Origin of the sequence: Mesorhizobium sp. B2-3-5, assembly GCF_006442395.1 — a bacterium.
Classification (GTDB): Bacteria; Pseudomonadota; Alphaproteobacteria; order Rhizobiales; family Rhizobiaceae; genus Mesorhizobium.
Window position 1 is genome coordinate 55,559 of sequence record NZ_VFVX01000028.1, and the last position, 17,206, is coordinate 72,764.

Consider the following 17,206-nt stretch of genomic DNA (forward strand, 5'->3'; position numbering starts at 1 on the left):
ACTATGGCCTGAGATAGGCATAGCCCTGGCTTTGCAATTCCGCGAGCTTGACGACGCCACCCTTGTCGGCGGCATGGAAGCCTTCGAGGAGGTCGGCCAGAGAAATATCCATGCCATGCATGGTGTTGGCGCAGGCCTGCGGCTCCAGCCCCTGCTGCACGAGGCCGGCGAAGCGGCCGGAGACCGCGGCCGATATGCCTTTCGACTTGAAGGCTCCAAGAGCTGGGCCATGCACGACCAGCACGATGTCGACCTTGCCGCCCGTGCCCTCATAGTGGTTCTTGATGTTGCCGAGCACGAAATTGACCTTGTCGAGGTCGCTCAGGTGATAGGCGACCTTGAGCCTTGTGGGCCCGGTCGCCGCCGCCCGCATCACGCGCAGGCCAAGGAACGTTCCGGTTCCGGCAAGAACCGCACGGAACATGTCGCGCCGGCGCATGGCATCCTCCTCCGCTTGGCGGCCCACCGCAAAATCCGTGGCTCCCGCGGCGATACTAGCATAAAATGACGCAGCGTCTTGTCGAGGCGAGGGGGATCACATGGCGTTCAAGGGGCTGGATTGGAGGGCCGTCTTCACCGCCGGATTGGGCGCAGCGCTGCTCGGCGCGCTTTCCGGTCCGGCTTGCGCCGATGATGCCCTCAAGCTCACCGAACTCAGCCCGAACGGGGCGGATGCCTGCTTCGGCCGTGTCTATGACGCGGCACACCTGAGGGCGCACCCGAAGCAGAAGGTGGCGCGGATCTTCTTCTACTACGGGCACGATCCGGTCAGCCGTCCGAACGAGGAACCGGCGCCCTCCGACACCTCCTACAATGGCTTCGTCACCACCACCACCGTGCGCGGCGCCAAGGCGCCTCAATGGGCGGGCGGCTGGTGCAACCACCAGTCCGAGGACGGCAAATCGGGCCCCATCCATTGCGGCATGGACTGCGACCGCACGCTGGCGTCGCTGAAGGTCGACGACAAAGGCCGGCTGATGCTCTCGGACCTGCAGCCCGACATCTATCTCGATGCCGATTCGGAGGAGGAACTCGGCACGGCGGAATACACAAGGCGGGCGCTCGGCTCGGAGGACGACAATTTCCGCCTCGACCCGATGCCGGCCGCGACCTGCAAGGCCGAGTTCGCGCGCATAGATCCGATCGATCCGGCGCTCGGCCCCCCGTTGCGCGAGCGGCTGAAGCCCGACCAGACCTTTTGCTACGGCCGCGACTATGATGCAGCGCATCTGGCCTCGCACCCCAATCAACTGGCGCAGTCGATCCGGGTTTTCCGCGGGCCGGTGGAACTGGCATCCTTCGCTTCTGGCGGCGACGCCACCAACTGGCCTGACGGCGCCGACATCGCGGTTTCGGTCACCGCTAGGCAGAAGTCGGGAAAGGTCACGCAGACCTATTCCTGCCAGGGCGAGGCCGATCAATGGCGCTGTGCAGCGAGCTCGAAGATGAGCGATTTCTCCTGCGACATCGCGCAAAAGGAAATCTTCCTCAAACGCGGCGCCAACGGCACGATGATGCTGGCCAATCCCAACAGCAGCCTTGCGGTCGTCGATCTTTGCTCGAAGGCCGCCGACGGCAAGACGAAATCGGACGACAAGGTCTACCGGCTGGAGCCGATGCCGCAATCGGCCTGCGTGCCGTAACCGCCTACCTTGTCCGCGGTGCCCAGATGGCATATATCTTTGCTATATCTCATCTGAGGATAGAGTGATGGAAAAGGCAAAGGTATTCTGGTCGGGTCGTTCGCAAGCGATACGCTTGCCGAAGGAATTCCGTTTCGAAACAGACGAGGTTTCGATTCGGCGCCACGGGAAAACCGTTATTCTCGAACCGCTGGCGCAAGACTGGGCATGGCTCGACCAACTCACCGGGCCGGTGGACGACGATTTTGTCGAGGCCGCTTCGGAGCAACCAGCTGAACAGGTGCGGCCGGCTCTCGACGATGTATTCAAGTGATCTATTTGCTCGACGCCAACGCTATTATTGCGGTTGTAAAACGAGACGCGGATTTGCTGAAGCGGCTCAAGCGGCACGGGCCACAGGACTACGCGCTTTCAACAATTGTCGCCTATGAACTGTACTACGGCGCTTACAAGAGTCAGCAACAAGCCGGCAATCTGGAGCGAATTGAAGCGCTTCGGTTTCCGGTACTTGAGTTTGACCATGAAGACGCAAGACATGCCGGTGAAATTCGTGCGATGCTAGCGGCTTTCGGAACCCCTATTGGACCCTATGATGTTTTGATCGCGGGCCAGGCGCGCGCCAGAGGGCTAACCCTGATAACCCGCAATATCCGGGAATTCGAGCGGATCAAGGATCTCTCACTCGAAACGTGGTGACGTCAGGCGAACGGCACCGCCGTCGTGCCCTTCGGCAGCTTGGCTTCGTCGTCCGGTTCGACATGGATCGTCACCCGCACCGAGGGGATCTCTGCCTTCAGCGCGTCCTCGATGCGGTCGCAGATGACATGGCTGGCCCCGACCGACATGTCGGCGTCGACGACCAGATGGAACTCGATGAAGGTGGCGCGGCCGGCGATGCGGGTCTTGAGGTCATGCACCTCCAGCGCGCCCTTGCAATTGGACGAGATGATGTCGCGGATGCGCATGTTTTCGGTCGTGTCGACGGCGCGGTCCATCAATCCGTTCATCGACGAGCCGATGACATGCCAGCCCTGCCACAGGATGTTGAGCGCCACGATGACGGCCAGCGCCGGATCGAGGATCCGCCAACCGGTCAGGATCGCCCCGACCAAGCCGCCGAAGACGCCGATCGAGGTCACCACGTCGGTCATGATGTGATTGCCGTCGGCAACCAGCGCCGGCGACTTCTCGGTCCTGCCGGCACGGATCAGCGTCCAGGCCCAGAAGGCATTGATGACAGTGGCGATGCCGTTGACGGCAAGACCTTCCCAGGGCTGTTCGAGCGGCACGGGTGCCTGCCAGGAACGCCAGACTTCGTTGAGGATCAGAAGCGCGGCGAGTACGATCAGCACGCCTTCCAGCACGGCCGAGAAATATTCGGCCTTGTGATGGCCGAACGGATGGTCCTGGTCGGCCGGCTTGTAGCTGACCTGGATCGCCCATAAGGCGGCGACCGAGGCAATGACGTTGACGATCGATTCCAGCGCGTCGGAATAGAGCGCGACGGAGCCGGTGATGTACCAGGCGGCTGCCTTCAGCGCGAGCACGACAAAGGCGACCACGATCGACCAGAAGGCGAGCCCGGCGACCTTTTGCTTCGCGGCCGCCTTGGCCGCGATCGCCATCGAGTTCTCGGCTTCGGCCATCAGCGTCAGGCTGCCTTTTCCTTGGCCTTGCGCGGCAGGTGGGCGACGATGTTCTCGATGATGCGCATGCCGGCATTGTGGCCGAGCGTCATGATCGATTCCGGATGGAACTGCACAGCGGCGATCGGCTCCTTGCGGTGCTCGAAGGCCATGATGACGCCGTCCTCCGTTTCGGCCGTGACGATGAAGTCATCGGGCAGGCGCACCGGATCGGCAAATATCGAATGATAGCGGCCGACGGTGACTTCCTTCGGCAGGCCGGAGAAGATGATGCCCGGCTTGGAGACGCGGATGCGCGACGGCTTGCCGTGCATGGGAATATGCAGCTGCCGCAGTTCGCCGCCATAGGCTTCGGCCAGCGCCTGCAGGCCAAGGCAGACGCCGAAGATCGGCAGGTCGCGGGCGCGCGCCTTCTTGATGGTCGCGGCGCAATCGAAGTCCTTCGGCGTGCCGGGACCGGGCGACAGCACGACAAGGTCGGGCTTCAGCCGCTCGAAGACTTCCTCCGGCACTGGCGAGCGCACGGTCGAGACATTGGCGCCGGTCTGGCGGAAGTAGTTGGCCAGCGTGTGGACGAAGCTATCCTCGTGGTCGACGAGCAGGATGTTGACGCCGTCGCCGACGCGCGCGGTGGTACGCTCGGTGCTGGTCGAATTGCCTGATTTGGCGTCGCGGATGGCGGAGAGCATGGCGGATGCCTTCAGTTCGGTTTCGGCTTCTTCTTCCTCGGGAATGCTGTCGAAAAGCAATGTGGCGCCGGCGCGCACCTCGGCGATGCCGTCCTTGATACGGATGGTGCGCAGCGTGAGCCCGGTGTTCATGTCGCCGTTGAAGTTGACCATGCCGATCGCCCCGCCATACCAGGCGCGCGGGCTCTTCTCGTTCTGCTCGATGAAGCGCATGGCCCACAGTTTCGGCGCGCCGGTGACGGTGACCGCCCAGGCGTGCGAGAGAAACGCGTCAAAGGCGTCCATGCCTTCGCGCAGGCGCCCTTCGATGTGATCCACGGTGTGGATCAGGCGCGAATACATCTCGATCTGGCGGCGGCCGATGACGCGCACCGAGCCTGGGTCGCAGACGCGCGACTTGTCGTTACGGTCGACATCCGAGCACATGGTCAGCTCGGATTCGTCCTTCTTGGAATTGAGCAGTTTGATGATCTGCTCGGAGTCCGAGATGGCGTCGTCGCCGCGCTTGATGGTGCCGGAGATCGGGCAGGTCTCGACGCGGCGGCCGTTGACGCGCACGAACATCTCCGGCGAGGCGCCGATCAGATATTCGCCTTCGCCCAGGTTGATGAAGAAGGAATAGGGTGAGGGGTTGATCGACTTCAGCTTGCGCGAAATCTCGGACGGCTGCGTCTCGCAACGCTCGTAGAACATCTGGCCGGGCACGACCTCGAACAGGTCGCCGCGCTTGAAGCTCTCCATCGCGCGGCGCACCAGATTGGCGTATTCGCCGGGCTCGTGGTCGCCGCGCGGCGGGATGCGGTCGGCGGTCTTGAACGGCTCGGCCACCACATCGCGCGGCAGGCCTTCGGTCGAAAAGCCTTCGCCCGAATAATCGTAGCGGTCGGTCCAGGCCTTGGCCGAATAATGGTCGACGACCAGGATCTCGTCGGGCAGGAACAGCACCAGGTCGCGCTGGCTCTCCTTGCGAACGAGGGTGTGGTCGACCGGGTCGAACTGGAAGGCGAGGTCGTAGCCGAAGGCACCGTAGAGGCCGAGATTGGCGTCCTCGGCGGTCTTGAACAAGGCGGTGATGGCGCGCAGCACGGTGAAGACGGAGGGAACGCGGCTGCGCTCCTCCTCGGTGAAGACGCGGCCTGGCTTGGCGACATCAAGCCGGATCAGCTTCTTGGAGGACTCGGCAATGGTGACCTCAGGGAGATCGCCGAGCGTCTTGCCGATGACCGGCAGCAGCGCCTCGCCACGGCTGTTCAACGCCTCGATGCGCATGGCGCGGCCGCGGGCCGAGATCACCAAATGCGGATCGATGATGGCGGTGTCCCAGCGCGTGTAGCGGCCAGGATACTCGTAGTTGGAGGAAAACACCGCGCCGCGCCGGGAATTCAGCCCGTCGACATAGGTGTCGATCGCACCCTCATAAGGCCGGTCGTGGCGTTCGCGGGTGATGGTGATGCCCCCCGCGGTCATGAAGCGCTCAGCGCCGTTTTCCAGAACCTGCATCGTCATTGCCGTCTCCATCAGCTACTTGGGGCAACGGACCCGGGAATGGCATTAAAAAACAAATGGCCGCCCGGACATTCCGTTGCGGCCACCCTCTCTTTTCACGCGCACGCGTTCGAACAGGCCGCTGTCAGCAGGCCCACCACCAAATGGTCTTGGTCGAACGCATGTTCATCGGGATTCCCATAGCGGCGATTGAGTGGCCACGCAACTGGATTCGGTGCGAAGGCGCCCGGCCTCAATCCTCGAGCGTACCCGATCTTGCATCGGCGCTCTTCCTGTCGCCGACCAGTTTCAACAGATCCTCGCCGGCGCGGATGATGCGGCGTGAGCGGCGGGTCAGGATGACGCCATCCTGCGGCGCGAACACCTCCGTGCGGCCATCGGCTTCGCCCGGGGCATGGAGGATGGTGGCGAGACGCGCGCCCCTGACGACGCGGTCGCCGGGCTTGACGTCGTAGAGGACGGCACCGGCGCGGGGCGCCGGCATCATGTCGATGTTTTCGAGCGGTGCGACGACGCCCTTGAAGGAACCTGGAGCGGGCAGGGCGCTGTCGGCGATCACGCCGAGCGCCACCAGCAGCCGGTAGAGCCCTTCGGCGTCGGCTGCGGCCAGCGCGCCATCGACATCGAGGATGCCGCGATATTCGACCGTGGTGGCAACGCGGCGGTCGAACTTCGCCACATCGGCGGGCGCGTTCTGGTAGGGCATGATCGACGCGCCCTCGAAGGTGCCGTCAGTGTCCTCGCTCCACAGCACCACCGCATCGACGCCCATGGCGGCGGCGCAATCGGCCATCGCCGGCCACAGGCTGGTATGGATGTAGAGATAGGCGAGACCCTCGTCGTCGCAGTGCAGGTCAAGCACGATGTCGTGGCCGAGCGACAGCTGCACCAGACGTGACTTCAGCCGCTGATCGGCGCCGCCAAGCGTGGTGTTGGGCAACAGGGCGGCATCCGGTGCCGGGAGCAGCGGAAAGCCTCTGTTGAAGTTGGTGCGGGTGCCCAGGTGAAAGCGACCCTGGTGCTCGCCGAAATGATATTGCGCGCGGCCGATCGGGTTGGCCCAGGGCACGATGGTGATGTTGCCCCTGATGCGGCCTTCGGCTTCAGCCTTGTTCAGCGCCGGCATCAAGGCGTCGATGGCGACGACGCCCGGCAGTTCGCCGGCATGGAGTGCCGCCTGCAGATAAGCCGAAGGTGCGGCCTTGTCAACCCCGGCGAAGCGGAACACCGGGAATTCGTAGGAAACGCCCTCGCTGTCGCCGGCGATGCGTTCGATCGATTTCTGCATGACTTCCTCCACTGGAGCGAGAAGACATGCCCATTGAAGGTGCCGATGTCGATTGGTCCAGCGCGCCGCGCTATGGGCGCAAGTGGCTACTCGGCGGCAGCCTGAAGGGCGGTGACGGGCGCGCGCCGGTCCAGTGCCTGCGAAAGCACCGCCACGGTGACCGCCAGCAGAGCGAGCACCGCGCCGACCAGCGGCAAATTGGCATAGGACACGCCGGCGGAAAGAGCCAAGCCGCCGATCCAGGCGCCGCCGGCATTGCCGACATTGAAGGCGCCCTGGTTCAGCGTCGCGGCGAGGTTCGGTCCTTCGGAAGCGGCCTCTACGACGCGGATCTGCAGCGGCGGCACGACGACGAAGATCAGCAGACCCCACAGGAAGACGATGCCGATGGCAACAGTGGCGATCGCGCCGAACTGCATGAAGCAGACGAACAGCAGGGCCATCAACAGCAGCGTGCCGATCACCGTCGGCATCAGCTTCCAGTCGGCCAGCCTGCCGCCGATGATGTTGCCGATGGTCATGCCGGCGCCGAACAGCAAAAGCACCCAGGTCACTGTCGAGGTCGACAGGCCCGACACGTCGGTGAGGTAGGGTTTGATATAGGTGAAAACGGCGAAAAGACTGGCTGAGGTAAGCGCCGCGATCAGCATCGCCAGCCACACCTGCAGCTTGCCGAGCACACGGACTTCGGCGCGCAGGCCGCCGCCGCTCGGTTCAGTGACGTCTGACGGTACCAGCCAGGCGATGGCAGCGACCGAGATCAGGCCGATGCCGACCACGGCCAGGAAGGTGGCGCGCCAGCCGAAGGCCTCGCCCAACGCGGTGCCGGCCGGCACGCCGAGGATGTTGGCGAGCGTCAGTCCCGCGAACATCAGCGCAATGGCGCTGGCGCGCCTGTTGCGCGGCACCAGACTTGCGGCGACGACAGAGCCGATGCCGAAGAAGGCACCATGGCCAAAGGCGGTGAAGACGCGTGCCGCCATCAACAGCCAGTAATTGGGCGCGATGGCGCAGAACAGATTGCCGACGACGAACAATGCGGCCAGGCCGACCAGCACCGGCTTGCGCGGCAGATGCGCGGTGGCCATCGCCACGATGGGCGCGCCGAAGACGACGCCCAGCGCATAGCCGGTGACCAGCAGTCCGGCGGCCGGGATCGTCACGCCAAGGTCGGCGGCGACCTCCGGCAGCAGGCCCATGATGACGAATTCGGTGGTGCCGATGCAGAAGGACGCAACGGCAAGCGCAAGGATCGGCAACGGCATGGGGCGTCCAGACTGAATCGGTTCAATTTTCAGACTGCGCGAGGATCCATACTGGACGCAATGGTTATTGCCGCAATGCAGCAATGCAGAAAACGGAGAGCAGAAGAGAACGAGGCGCCGAAGCGCCTGGTCCGGGGGGCATTCGGCAAGCAGGCTTCCCGGCATCACAGGGTAACAAGTTCAGCCCAGCGGCTTCAATTCCTGGGCAATCGTGGGCAGCAGCTCCGAGACATTGGGATGGATGTGCACGGCGCGCGCCAGCGTGTCGACGGGTGCCCTGGCGTACATCAGGTCGAGCACGCAATGCACCGCCTCGTCGCCGCCGGGGCCAAGCACCGAGCAGCCGAGGATTTCCCTGGTGTCGGCATCGACAAGGATCTTCATGAACCCTTGCGTCTCGCCCTTTTCGACGGCGCGGCCGACGCGGGTCATCGGCCGCTGGCCGACCAATGCGCGGCGTCCGGATTTCTTCACGGCCGCTTCGGTCATGCCGCAGCGGCCGAGCGGCGGGTCGATGTATAGCGCATAGGCCTCGATGCGGTCGCTGACCTTACGTGGGTCGTTGTCCAATAGGTTGGCGGCGACGATCTCATAGTCGTTGTAGGAGGTGTGGGTGAAGGCGCCCTTGCCATTGCAGTCGCCCATCGCCCAGATGCCCGGCACGCTGGTGCGCAACTGGTCGTCGACGGTGACGAAGCCGCGTGTGTCGACAGCGACGCCGGCTTTGTCCAAGCCGAGATCGTCGGTGTTGGGCACCCGCCCGGTTGCCAGCAGCACATGCGAGCCGACAGCTGGCGGCTTGCCGGCCGAGAAGGTCACGGCGACATCCCCGCCCTGTCTGGCGAAGGCGATGTCGTCGGCGCCGAGATGGACCGATATGCCTTCGTTTTCAAGAATCGACAGGATGGCGGCCGAAACGTCCTCGTCCTCGCGGCCAGTCAACCGGGGGGCTTTCTCGATGACGGTGACTTCGGAGCCAAAGCGGCGGAACATCTGCGCGAATTCGAGCGAGACGTAGCTGCCGCCGACGACGATGAGATGGCGCGGCAGCACATCGAGGTCCATCATCGAGGAATTGGTCAGATAATCGATGTCATGGATACCGGGCAGGTCGGGCACCGCGGCGCGGCCGCCGGTGTTGAGGAAGATCTTTTCGGCGATCAAAAGGTCGTCGCCGACGCGCACCATGTTGGCGGCTTCGAAACGCGCATGGCCACGATAGAGCGTACAGCCCTTCATGCTGGCGATCCATGTCTCGAGATTGGTGCGTGCGTCGACCGTCACCTTATCCTTGCGCGCCTTGATCCTGGCATAATCGACCCCGACGGGGCCGGAGAGCGTCACGCCGTAATCGGCGGCGCGGCGGGCGAGATGCGCGGCATAGGCGCTGGCCACCATAGCCTTGGTCGGCATGCAGCCGGTGTTCACGCAGGTGCCGCCGATCAGCTTGCGCTCGATCAGCGCCACGCTCATGCCCGCCGCGTTTAGCCGGCCGGCCAGTGAAGGCCCGGCCTGTCCGGTGCCGATGACGATGGCGTCGAAGGTTTTCGCCGTCATGCCACCGCCGCCACGATCAGCAGGCCGCCGATGATCGCCACCGCGTCCTCGATGAAGGCGGCGGGCGGATCCTTGCCGAAGGCGGCGGCCAGCCGGCCACGCGCCTCGGCACCGCCCAGCGTACCGATGACCGCGCCGATGGCGCCGGCGATCAGGCAGACGATGGTGGCGCCGCCGGTCGCGCCGATCACCGCGCCGCTGAAGGCGCCAAGCAGGATGCGGGCGCCGAATTGCTGCGGCACCTTGCGGCTCGGCGTTGACGGCAGCTGGTCGGTGATGAGCTCGACAATCGCCAGGATGGTGAAGATGCCGACGGCGGCCCAATGGCTCATGAAACTCGCCCAGGTGCCGGCGACCGGCAGCCAGCCGAGATACGCACCCCAGGCGACGGCGGCCGGCGCGGTCATGGCGCGAAGACCGGCAATGACGCCGATCAGAAGTGCAAGAAGATAGAGCATATTGATCCCCCTCGATCCCAGGCCGGACGACCTTGAGGCGGCAGGCTACCATAGGTCCAATATTTGACCAGTGTTGAGATCGGCGCTTTTCTGTCAGCTTACTTATTTGCAATGACGGAGACCACGCCATGGCCGGAAGCGAGCGCGTAAAGATGGCGGCCGGCCAATGGTACACCTGCCTGGATGATGAGCTGGAAGCGTTGCGCGTCACGGCGCGTGACGCATTGTTCGAGCACAACACACTGCCGCCGCGACAGCGCGGCAATCTCGGGCCCGCCTTGAAATCGCTGCTCGGTGCGGCGGGCGAGGGCGTCCGGATCGAGGCGCCTTTCCACTGCGCCTATGGGTTCAATCTCCTCTTCGGCGCCGGCGTCTTCCTCAATGCCGGCTGCACGATCCTCGACACGGCAAGCGTGCGCATTGGCAAGGGAACGCTACTTGGCCCCAATGTGCAGATCTATTGCGCCGAGCATCACAGGCAAGCGACCGGGCGGCGAGCCGGGCTGGAGATCGCCAGGCCGGTCGAGATCGGCGCCGATGCCTGGATCGGTGGCGGCGCCGTCATCCTCGGCGGCGTCAGTATCGGCGAAGGCGCCATCGTCGGCGCGGGCGCTGTGGTGACGCGCGACGTGTCGGCCAATGCGACCGTCGTTGGCAACCCGGCGCGATCGGTCAGGCGTGGCTGAGTCTCCTCAACCAATCAGGCATGCGCTATCTGTCCGTCAGCCCGCCTTGAGAATTCCCGCCGGTATTGCGCCGGCGACGTTCTGAGCCTTGCGGCAAAGTGCTGGCGCAGCGAAGTGGCGCTGCCGAAGCCGGCCTCGAAGGCCACCATGTCCATCGATTTTTCCGTGGCTTCCAGCAACCGCTGCGCCAGTTCGATGCGCTGGCTTGTCAGCCAGTCGCCGAAGCTGGTGCCGATCGATTTCTGGAAGCGGCGGGTGAAGGTGCGCCGGGTCAGGCCGGCGGCTTCGGCGACGCTGTCGAGACTGTGCGCCTCGCCGAGCGTGGCGCGCACCGCGTCGAGGGCCCCGGTGAAGCGGTCGGCGTTCGCGCTGTTTGCGACGGGGCGTTCGATGAACTGCGCCTGCCCGCCCTGCCGGTGCGGGGAGAGGACGACGTGCCGGGCGAGCCGCAGCGCCGCCTCGGCGCCGTAACGGGCGCGCACGATATGCAGACAGCAGTCCAGCCCGGCGGCGACGCCAGCGGAGGTGACGATGTCGCCTTCATCCACATAGAGCACATCCGCATCGACTGAAATGTCGGGGTGCAGGGCTCGCAACTGGTCCGTATAGGCCCAGTGCGTGGTCGCTTTCCGTCCCGAAAGCAGGCCGGCGGCGGCGATGGCAAAGGTGCCGAGACAGAGGCCGACAATCAGCGCCCCACGCCGGTGCGCGCGGCCCAGCGCTTCGTGGAGCGGCTTGGCCAGCGCGGCTTCCAGATCCTTCCAGCTTGGGATGATGACGATATCGGCATCGTCGAGCGCGGACAGCCCATGCGGGACAACGATGCTCAGCCCGGCATCGGTCTGGATCAACCCTTGCTCGGTTGCGCAGACACGGAAGTCGAAGCACGGCAGGCCGAGCCTGGTGCGGTCGGCGCCGAACACCAGGCAGGGCACGGAGAGATGGAACGGGCTGATGCCATCGAAAGCAAGCACGGCAATGATCGGGGTGGTCATGGGCATTTCCGATAATTGAAGGCGGATTGTCCCAATTCTTTCGAATGATGTCAATCGGGTCACTTTTGGCAGCTCGGCGACCTGCCTATTTTCGGCCCATCGCATTCAAGCCGGAAAGGAAAACACCATGTCCGACCCAGTCACCACAACGCCGCGCCGCGCGCTCGTCGTCGTCGACGTCCAGAACGACTATGATGGGGGCAATCTCGCCATCCAGCATCCGCCATTCCCTGACAGCGTCGTCAATGTGGCGCATGCGATGGACGCGGCGGCAGCGGCCGGTATCAAGGTGATCGTCGTCAAGCAGATGGCGCCCGAGACGTCGCCGATCTTCGCCAAGGGCAGCCATGGCGGCGAACTGCATCCCGAAATCGCAAGGCGCGGCCGCGACCACTATGTCGAGAAGATGCTGCCATCGGCCTTCACCGGAACCGACCTCGAGGAATGGCTACGGGCCAATGCCATCGATACGATCACGGTCGTCGGCTACATGACGCACAATTGCGACCTGTCGACCATCATCCATGCCGTGCATATGGGCTTTGCGGTCGAGTTCCTGTCCGATGCGGCCGGTTCGGTGCCCTACGCCAACAGCGCCGGCTATGCCTCGGCCGAGGAGATCCACCGCGTGATCACGATCATCCTGCAGTCGCGCTTCGCGGCGGTGCTGAAGACCGCCGAATGGATCGAATGCCTGAAAACGGGCGCTTTGCCGGAGCGTGACACGATCCACGCATCGAACCAGCGGGCGCTGGCGCGCAACGCCGCGTAGACCGGTCGTCCCGAATGAAAAAAGGGCGCCACCCGGCGCCCTTTTGTCCATCGATACCGCGAGGCTTAGAACAGGCCTTCGATCTGGCCGGCCTCGTTGAGGAAGATCTTTTCCGAGGACGGCGCCTTGGGAAGGCCTGGCATGGTCATGACCTCGCCGCAGATGATGACGACGAAGCCGGCACCCGCCGAAAGCCTGACCTCGCGCACCGGCACGGTGTGGCCGGTCGGCGCGCCGCGCAGGTTCGGGTCGGTCGAGAAGGAGTACTGGGTCTTGGCCATGCAGACCGGGAGGTTGCCGTAGCCGGCCTGCTCCCAGGCATGCAACTGATCGCGCACCGACTTGTCGGCGATCGCTTCGGAGCCGCGATAGATGCGCTGGACGATGGTGTTGATTTTCTCGAACAGCGGCATGGCGTCGGGGTAGAGCGGCGCGAACTGCGAGGCGCCGGACTCGGCCAGCGCCACCACCTTGTTGGCGAGGTCCTCGATGCCGGCCGAGCCGTTGGCCCAGTGCTTGCACAGGATCGCCTCTTCGCCCATCGAGGCGACATAGTCCTTCATCGCCTGGATTTCGGCGTCGGTGTCGGAATAGAAGTGGTTGATGGCAACCACCGCCGGCACGCCGAACTGCCTGATATTCTCGATGTGGCGACCAAGGTTGGCGCAGCCCTTCTTCACCGCCTCGATGTTTTCCTTGCCAAGGTCTTCTTTCTTGACGCCACCATTCATCTTCATGGCGCGCACGGTGGCGACGATGACGGCAGCTGCCGGCTTGAGGCCCGCCTTGCGGCACTTGATGTCGAAGAATTTTTCAGCACCAAGGTCGGCGCCGAAGCCGGCTTCGGTGACGACATAGTCGGCGAGCTTCAGCGCCGTCGTGGTGGCGACAACCGAGTTGCAGCCATGCGCGATGTTGGCGAACGGGCCGCCATGGACGAAGGCCGGGTTGTTTTCCAGCGTCTGCACCAGGTTGGGCTGCATGGCGTCCTTGAGCAGGACGGCCATGGCGCCGTCGGCCTTGAGGTCGCGGGCATAGACCGGCGATTTGTCGCGGCGGTAGGCGACGATGATGTCGCCGAGGCGCTTTTCCAGATCCTTCAGGTCGGTGGCAAGGCACAGGATGGCCATGACTTCCGAGGCGACGGTGATATCGAAGCCGGCCTCGCGCGGGAAGCCGTTGGCGACGCCGCCGAGCGAGCAGATGACCTCGCGCAACGCCCGGTCGTTCATGTCCATGACGCGGCGCCATACGACGCGGCGCGTGTCGATGCCGAGCTCGTTGCCCCAGTAGATGTGGTTGTCGATCAGCGCCGACAGAAGGTTGTGGGCGGTGGTGATGGCGTGGAAGTCGCCGGTGAAGTGGAGGTTCATGTCCTCCATCGGCACAACCTGTGCGTAGCCGCCGCCGGCGGCACCGCCCTTGACGCCGAAATTCGGGCCGAGCGAGGCCTCGCGGATGCAGATGATGGCCTTCTTGCCGATGCGGTTCAGGCCGTCGCCAAGGCCGACGGTGGTCGTGGTTTTGCCTTCGCCGGCCGGGGTCGGATTGATGGCGGTGACCAGGATCAGCTTGCCGTCCTTGTTGCCTTTCACCGATTTGATGAACTCGGCCGATATCTTGGCCTTGTCGTGGCCGTAGGGCAGGAGGTGTTCGGTCGGGATGCCGATCTTCTGGCCGATCTCCTGGATCTGCTTTTTCTTGGCGCCACGCGCGATCTCGATGTCGGACTTCACTTCGGCCATGACGGCTTTCCTCTGGATTGGACGGTGGAGGGGACGGGGTTGATGTCGCTCGCAAGAAGGCTGGAACCGGACGCGCGGGCATCTAACCCTGTCGCAGCCGTGGCGTCAACTTTCATGCAACTATGTTTCCTATGAAGAAAATTCATCCGCGGCCGGCCGACCTCTCCTCGGTTCTTTCTGGCTCCACTTGCCGCGCCGTATAGAAGCCAGAGCAGGGGCGTCTCCGCCGTCTCAAAACAGCCGCACAATGCACGGAATGCGACAGAAGCGACGGCGCAAATTCGCCATCACCGGAGGTTGTAACAGAACAGCGTTACTGCGTCAGCACGTTGCCGATTTCGACCATGTTGGAACGCACCCGAAGCACGTAGAAGCCCATGGTCGTCAGATGTGTCGGCAGCAGCCAGCCATCCTCCCGGCCGTTGGCGATGATGAAAGGCTGGATGCGCAGCGCCGACACGAACTGCGCGTCCATCGTGTCCCACAGGCTCTGCAGGTGCTTTTCCTTGATGACGCCCTCGAAATCGGCCTGGGCGCCCTTCATCAGGCCATAATAGGCATAGAGCTGGCCATAGGCGAACCAGTAGCGGTCGTCCGCACGGAAGTCGAACCAGCCATTGTTGTGGTTTTCGGCGCGCTCCTTGAGGATGGCCGAGGTCGAGCCGATGTCGCTGGCGATGCGATCGATATATTGCTTCAAATTATCCGCGCGGGCATCGAAAGTCGCCTGGCAGGTGGCGAGGCGGGCGTTGAAAGAGCGCAGATTGCCCATCGCGCGCCGATACATGCTGGGCGTGGTCGCGGTCATGCCGTTGCGGCTGATATACCAGATGGACTCGTCATACTGCAGCTGGCCGCGGGCATCCTGGAGATTGGTGTCGATCTGCGAGGTGGTGCGCACACGGCCGAGATTGTCGGCAAGCTCGGTGGCTGTGCGCCGCACCGCCTGATTGATGCCGCGCTGGAACGAAGCCTTGTTGTCCATCCATGGCGTGTCGTCCCAGTCGATGCCGAACAGGCCGAGCTTGTAAAGGACCATCGACGAGACCCAGGCGTTCTGATTGACGTTGAAGTCGATCAGGTCGGCGGCAATCTGAGCGATGCCGGAGTTGCCGCAGGTCTTTGCCGTGTCGGCGCCGGCGCCGGCGGCAACCTGTTCGCCGGCGGAAACATTGCGTTTCTCGAAGCTGTAGGTGTCGGGATAGTTCGGGTTGAAATTGCGCCACCATTGGGTGGCGTAGAAGAAGTTGGCGTAGAGGCCGACAAGCACCAGCAGCGCGAGGGCGACCAAGGCCTTCAGGATCCAGCCGCGCTGCGCATACCAGCGCCCGGCCCACATGAACGGCCACAGGATGACGCCGATGACGAGGCCGATGCCGCGGCCGATCCATTGGAAAATCCGGGTGAAAAAGTTCACGATCGGATCGAGCATGGCTGTGTCACCCCTCAGTCAGTCAGGCCGTAGAGGCGCGTGCGGAACGCCACTTCGTCCTTCAAATATGTGGTTTTCAGAACGTCGACAACATGCGATCGCCAGGCGTCGCTGAAGCCGTGATAGTCCCTGTAGAACCCGTCCTTGTTGAAGATGTAGCGCGAAACGAAATCCGCCGGCACGAAATCCGAAATCAGCCTGTTGGTCAGCCAGGCGTCGGGATGGTCCGGTTTGGCGCGGATCACCAGAAAACGCTGCTGCGGCAGGACGTCCTCGATCTTGAGATGGCCAAGCTGGGCGATCTCGCGCTTGGCGGCGTTGAGGAAGGGGAAATTGCCGTCCCTGGTGATCAGGTCGGCATGGCTCTGGATCCAGGTCTGCAGCCAGACCTTGTCGACATCGGTCAAATTGCGGTTCGGCTCGGCGTCGCGGATCAGCGCGCGCACCACCATCTCGGCGCGGTGTTCGAGATAGCCGGACGCCTCGATCCAGGAAGCGCGGGGCAACTCGATGCGGCCGGTGGCGGCCAGGAACTTGAACACCTTGTCGGCATCGTTGATCGAGAGATAGCTCACCTGCCATGGCCGCGAGCGGCGAAAGCCGGGGGCGGCCGGGTCGCTGATCACGGTCGTCATGTCGGGATCGACGAAGACGTAGAGCCCGCCGAAATGGCTGGTCCAGTAGGCGCTGTGGCGGAAGATCACCTGGTCGGGCACCAGCGCGTTCTCGCGGATGTCGCCGCAGACCTTGGCCAGGTCCACCATGCGGGTCAGCATCGCATTGTCGCGCCAGGCGTCGGGTTCCTGTTTCAGCCGGTCGACGAGCTTGCCGAGTTCGGCCGCCTTGCCCAGCACATTCTCGGCCGACAGCACCTTGAACTCGACCTGGTTGATCGACAGCAGATCCTCGATGTCGTTGACCTTGGGGACGGAGTCCTCGATCTCACCGTAGATGACGTCCTTGATGGTCAGCGCGTCGATGGCGCGCTGGTTCCTGGTCATGAACTCGAACATCAGCTGCGAGGTGTTGGAGAAGGCGGTGTGCACCACCGGCAGGTCGATCTGCGAGGGAGTCAGGATGATGAAGCGGCGATTGACCTCGTTGGGGTCGAGATAGTCATAGTCGCCGCACTCCTCGGCCACTTCCGGCGAGAAGCCGGTGCGGTCGATCTGGAAGCTATCCAGCTTGGTGGGCTTGAGCCCGAAGGCGGCAAGCGCCTTGTTATAGCGCTGGATGAGATGCGGCTCGTCGACGGTGAGCAGCCGGCCATAGATCAGCTCGTTGTCGCGCAGGAGGTCGGGTTTTTTGCTGATCATGTTGAAGGGTCCGAGGGGCTTTGCCTGATAAGGCGAAGCGCCAACGCTGACGCCTCCCTCTCCCCGTCGTTCACGGGGAGAGCGACTGTCTTGGATTTCAAGCGGGTTGCCATGGTTTTTGGTCCCTGATGATGGCGTTGAGGATTGTGAGCAGTTTTCGCATTGTAGCGGTAACGGCGACGATCTTGGGCTTTCCGGCAGCGACGAG

At 63.7% G+C, this 17,206-nt stretch carries 16 protein-coding genes and 1 pseudogene; 5 read left to right on the forward strand and 12 right to left on the reverse strand.

Going from position 1 to position 17,206, the window contains the following annotated elements:
- Position 1 precedes the first annotated feature (1 nt).
- Positions 2-439: a DsrE family protein gene (locus FJ958_RS24635; RefSeq protein WP_140746386.1), complete on the reverse strand. Its 438-nt coding sequence runs from the start codon at positions 437-439 to the stop codon at positions 2-4.
- A 100-nt stretch (positions 440-539) separates the two neighbouring features.
- Here FJ958_RS24635 and FJ958_RS24640 point away from each other — a divergent pair, with 100 nt between their 5' ends.
- From FJ958_RS24640 to FJ958_RS24650, 3 genes are all read left to right on the forward strand, one after another.
- Positions 540-1,643 (forward strand): hypothetical protein, encoded by a 1,104-nt coding sequence (locus tag FJ958_RS24640; RefSeq protein WP_140746389.1) that lies wholly within the window; start codon positions 540-542, stop codon positions 1,641-1,643.
- Between the two features lie 67 nt (positions 1,644-1,710).
- Positions 1,711-1,956: a type II toxin-antitoxin system VapB family antitoxin gene (vapB, locus tag FJ958_RS24645; RefSeq protein ID WP_140746392.1), complete on the forward strand. Its 246-nt coding sequence runs from the start codon at positions 1,711-1,713 to the stop codon at positions 1,954-1,956.
- Positions 1,953-2,339, forward strand: a complete 387-nt coding sequence (locus FJ958_RS24650; RefSeq protein WP_140746395.1) for a type II toxin-antitoxin system VapC family toxin — start codon at positions 1,953-1,955, stop codon at positions 2,337-2,339. The genes vapB and FJ958_RS24650 overlap by 4 nt, the downstream gene beginning before the upstream one ends.
- A 2-nt stretch (positions 2,340-2,341) precedes the next feature.
- On the opposite strand, the gene FJ958_RS24655 is transcribed toward FJ958_RS24650, so the two are convergent.
- The 6 genes from FJ958_RS24655 to FJ958_RS24680 all read right to left on the reverse strand — a co-directional run bounded on the left by FJ958_RS24655 (position 2,342) and on the right by FJ958_RS24680 (position 10,052).
- Entirely contained in the window at positions 2,342-3,289 is a 948-nt protein-coding gene (locus FJ958_RS24655) for a cation diffusion facilitator family transporter (RefSeq protein WP_140746398.1), read from the reverse strand.
- 5 nt (positions 3,290-3,294) lie between these two features.
- A complete protein-coding gene (locus FJ958_RS24660) occupies positions 3,295-5,484 on the reverse strand; it encodes an anthranilate synthase (protein ID WP_140746401.1) in 2,190 nt (729 codons plus the stop codon).
- A 232-nt stretch (positions 5,485-5,716) separates the two neighbouring features.
- Positions 5,717-6,772 carry a succinylglutamate desuccinylase/aspartoacylase family protein gene (locus FJ958_RS24665; RefSeq protein ID WP_140746404.1) on the reverse strand — a complete coding sequence of 352 codons (1,056 nt, stop codon included), beginning with the start codon at positions 6,770-6,772 and terminating at the stop codon, positions 5,717-5,719.
- A gap of 86 nt (positions 6,773-6,858) precedes the next feature.
- Positions 6,859-8,037 carry an MFS transporter gene (locus FJ958_RS24670; RefSeq protein ID WP_140746407.1) on the reverse strand — a complete coding sequence of 393 codons (1,179 nt, stop codon included), beginning with the start codon at positions 8,035-8,037 and terminating at the stop codon, positions 6,859-6,861.
- A 180-nt stretch (positions 8,038-8,217) separates the two neighbouring features.
- Complete coding sequence (locus tag FJ958_RS24675) at positions 8,218-9,594, reverse strand: FAD-containing oxidoreductase (protein WP_140746410.1); 1,377 nt, start codon at positions 9,592-9,594, stop codon at positions 8,218-8,220.
- A complete protein-coding gene (locus FJ958_RS24680; RefSeq protein ID WP_140746413.1) occupies positions 9,591-10,052 on the reverse strand; it encodes a DUF4126 domain-containing protein in 462 nt (153 codons plus the stop codon). Before FJ958_RS24680 ends, FJ958_RS24675 begins: the two co-directional genes overlap by 4 nt.
- 128 nt (positions 10,053-10,180) lie before the next feature.
- Between FJ958_RS24680 and FJ958_RS24685 the strand changes: the two genes are divergently transcribed.
- Complete coding sequence (locus tag FJ958_RS24685) at positions 10,181-10,738, forward strand: sugar O-acetyltransferase (protein WP_140746416.1); 558 nt, start codon at positions 10,181-10,183, stop codon at positions 10,736-10,738.
- A 14-nt stretch (positions 10,739-10,752) separates the two neighbouring features.
- Here the strand turns inward: FJ958_RS24685 and FJ958_RS24690 are convergent, their stop codons facing one another.
- On the reverse strand, positions 10,753-11,733 hold the full coding sequence (locus FJ958_RS24690) for a helix-turn-helix domain-containing protein (protein WP_140746419.1): 981 nt from the start codon (positions 11,731-11,733) through the stop codon (positions 10,753-10,755).
- Positions 11,734-11,860: 127 nt separating this feature from the next.
- On the opposite strand from FJ958_RS24690, the gene FJ958_RS24695 reads away from it, so the two are divergent.
- Entirely contained in the window at positions 11,861-12,505 is a 645-nt protein-coding gene (locus tag FJ958_RS24695; RefSeq protein ID WP_140746422.1) for a cysteine hydrolase family protein, read from the forward strand.
- 65 nt (positions 12,506-12,570) lie between these two features.
- On the opposite strand, the gene FJ958_RS24700 is transcribed toward FJ958_RS24695, so the two are convergent.
- The 4 genes and pseudogenes from FJ958_RS24700 to FJ958_RS24715 form a co-directional block, all read right to left on the reverse strand.
- The gene (locus FJ958_RS24700; RefSeq protein WP_140746425.1) at positions 12,571-14,250 is read right to left on the reverse strand and encodes a formate--tetrahydrofolate ligase; all 1,680 of its coding nucleotides are present in this window, start codon (positions 14,248-14,250) and stop codon (positions 12,571-12,573) included.
- A 313-nt stretch (positions 14,251-14,563) separates the two neighbouring features.
- On the reverse strand, positions 14,564-15,682 hold the full coding sequence (locus tag FJ958_RS24705) for a DUF2333 family protein (protein WP_140746428.1): 1,119 nt from the start codon (positions 15,680-15,682) through the stop codon (positions 14,564-14,566).
- 14 nt (positions 15,683-15,696) lie between these two features.
- Positions 15,697-16,998 carry a DUF6638 family protein gene (locus FJ958_RS24710; protein WP_140746431.1) on the reverse strand — a complete coding sequence of 434 codons (1,302 nt, stop codon included), beginning with the start codon at positions 16,996-16,998 and terminating at the stop codon, positions 15,697-15,699.
- A 97-nt stretch (positions 16,999-17,095) separates the two neighbouring features.
- Positions 17,096-17,206: pseudogene (locus tag FJ958_RS24715) on the reverse strand (IS110 family transposase); the annotation flags it as partial.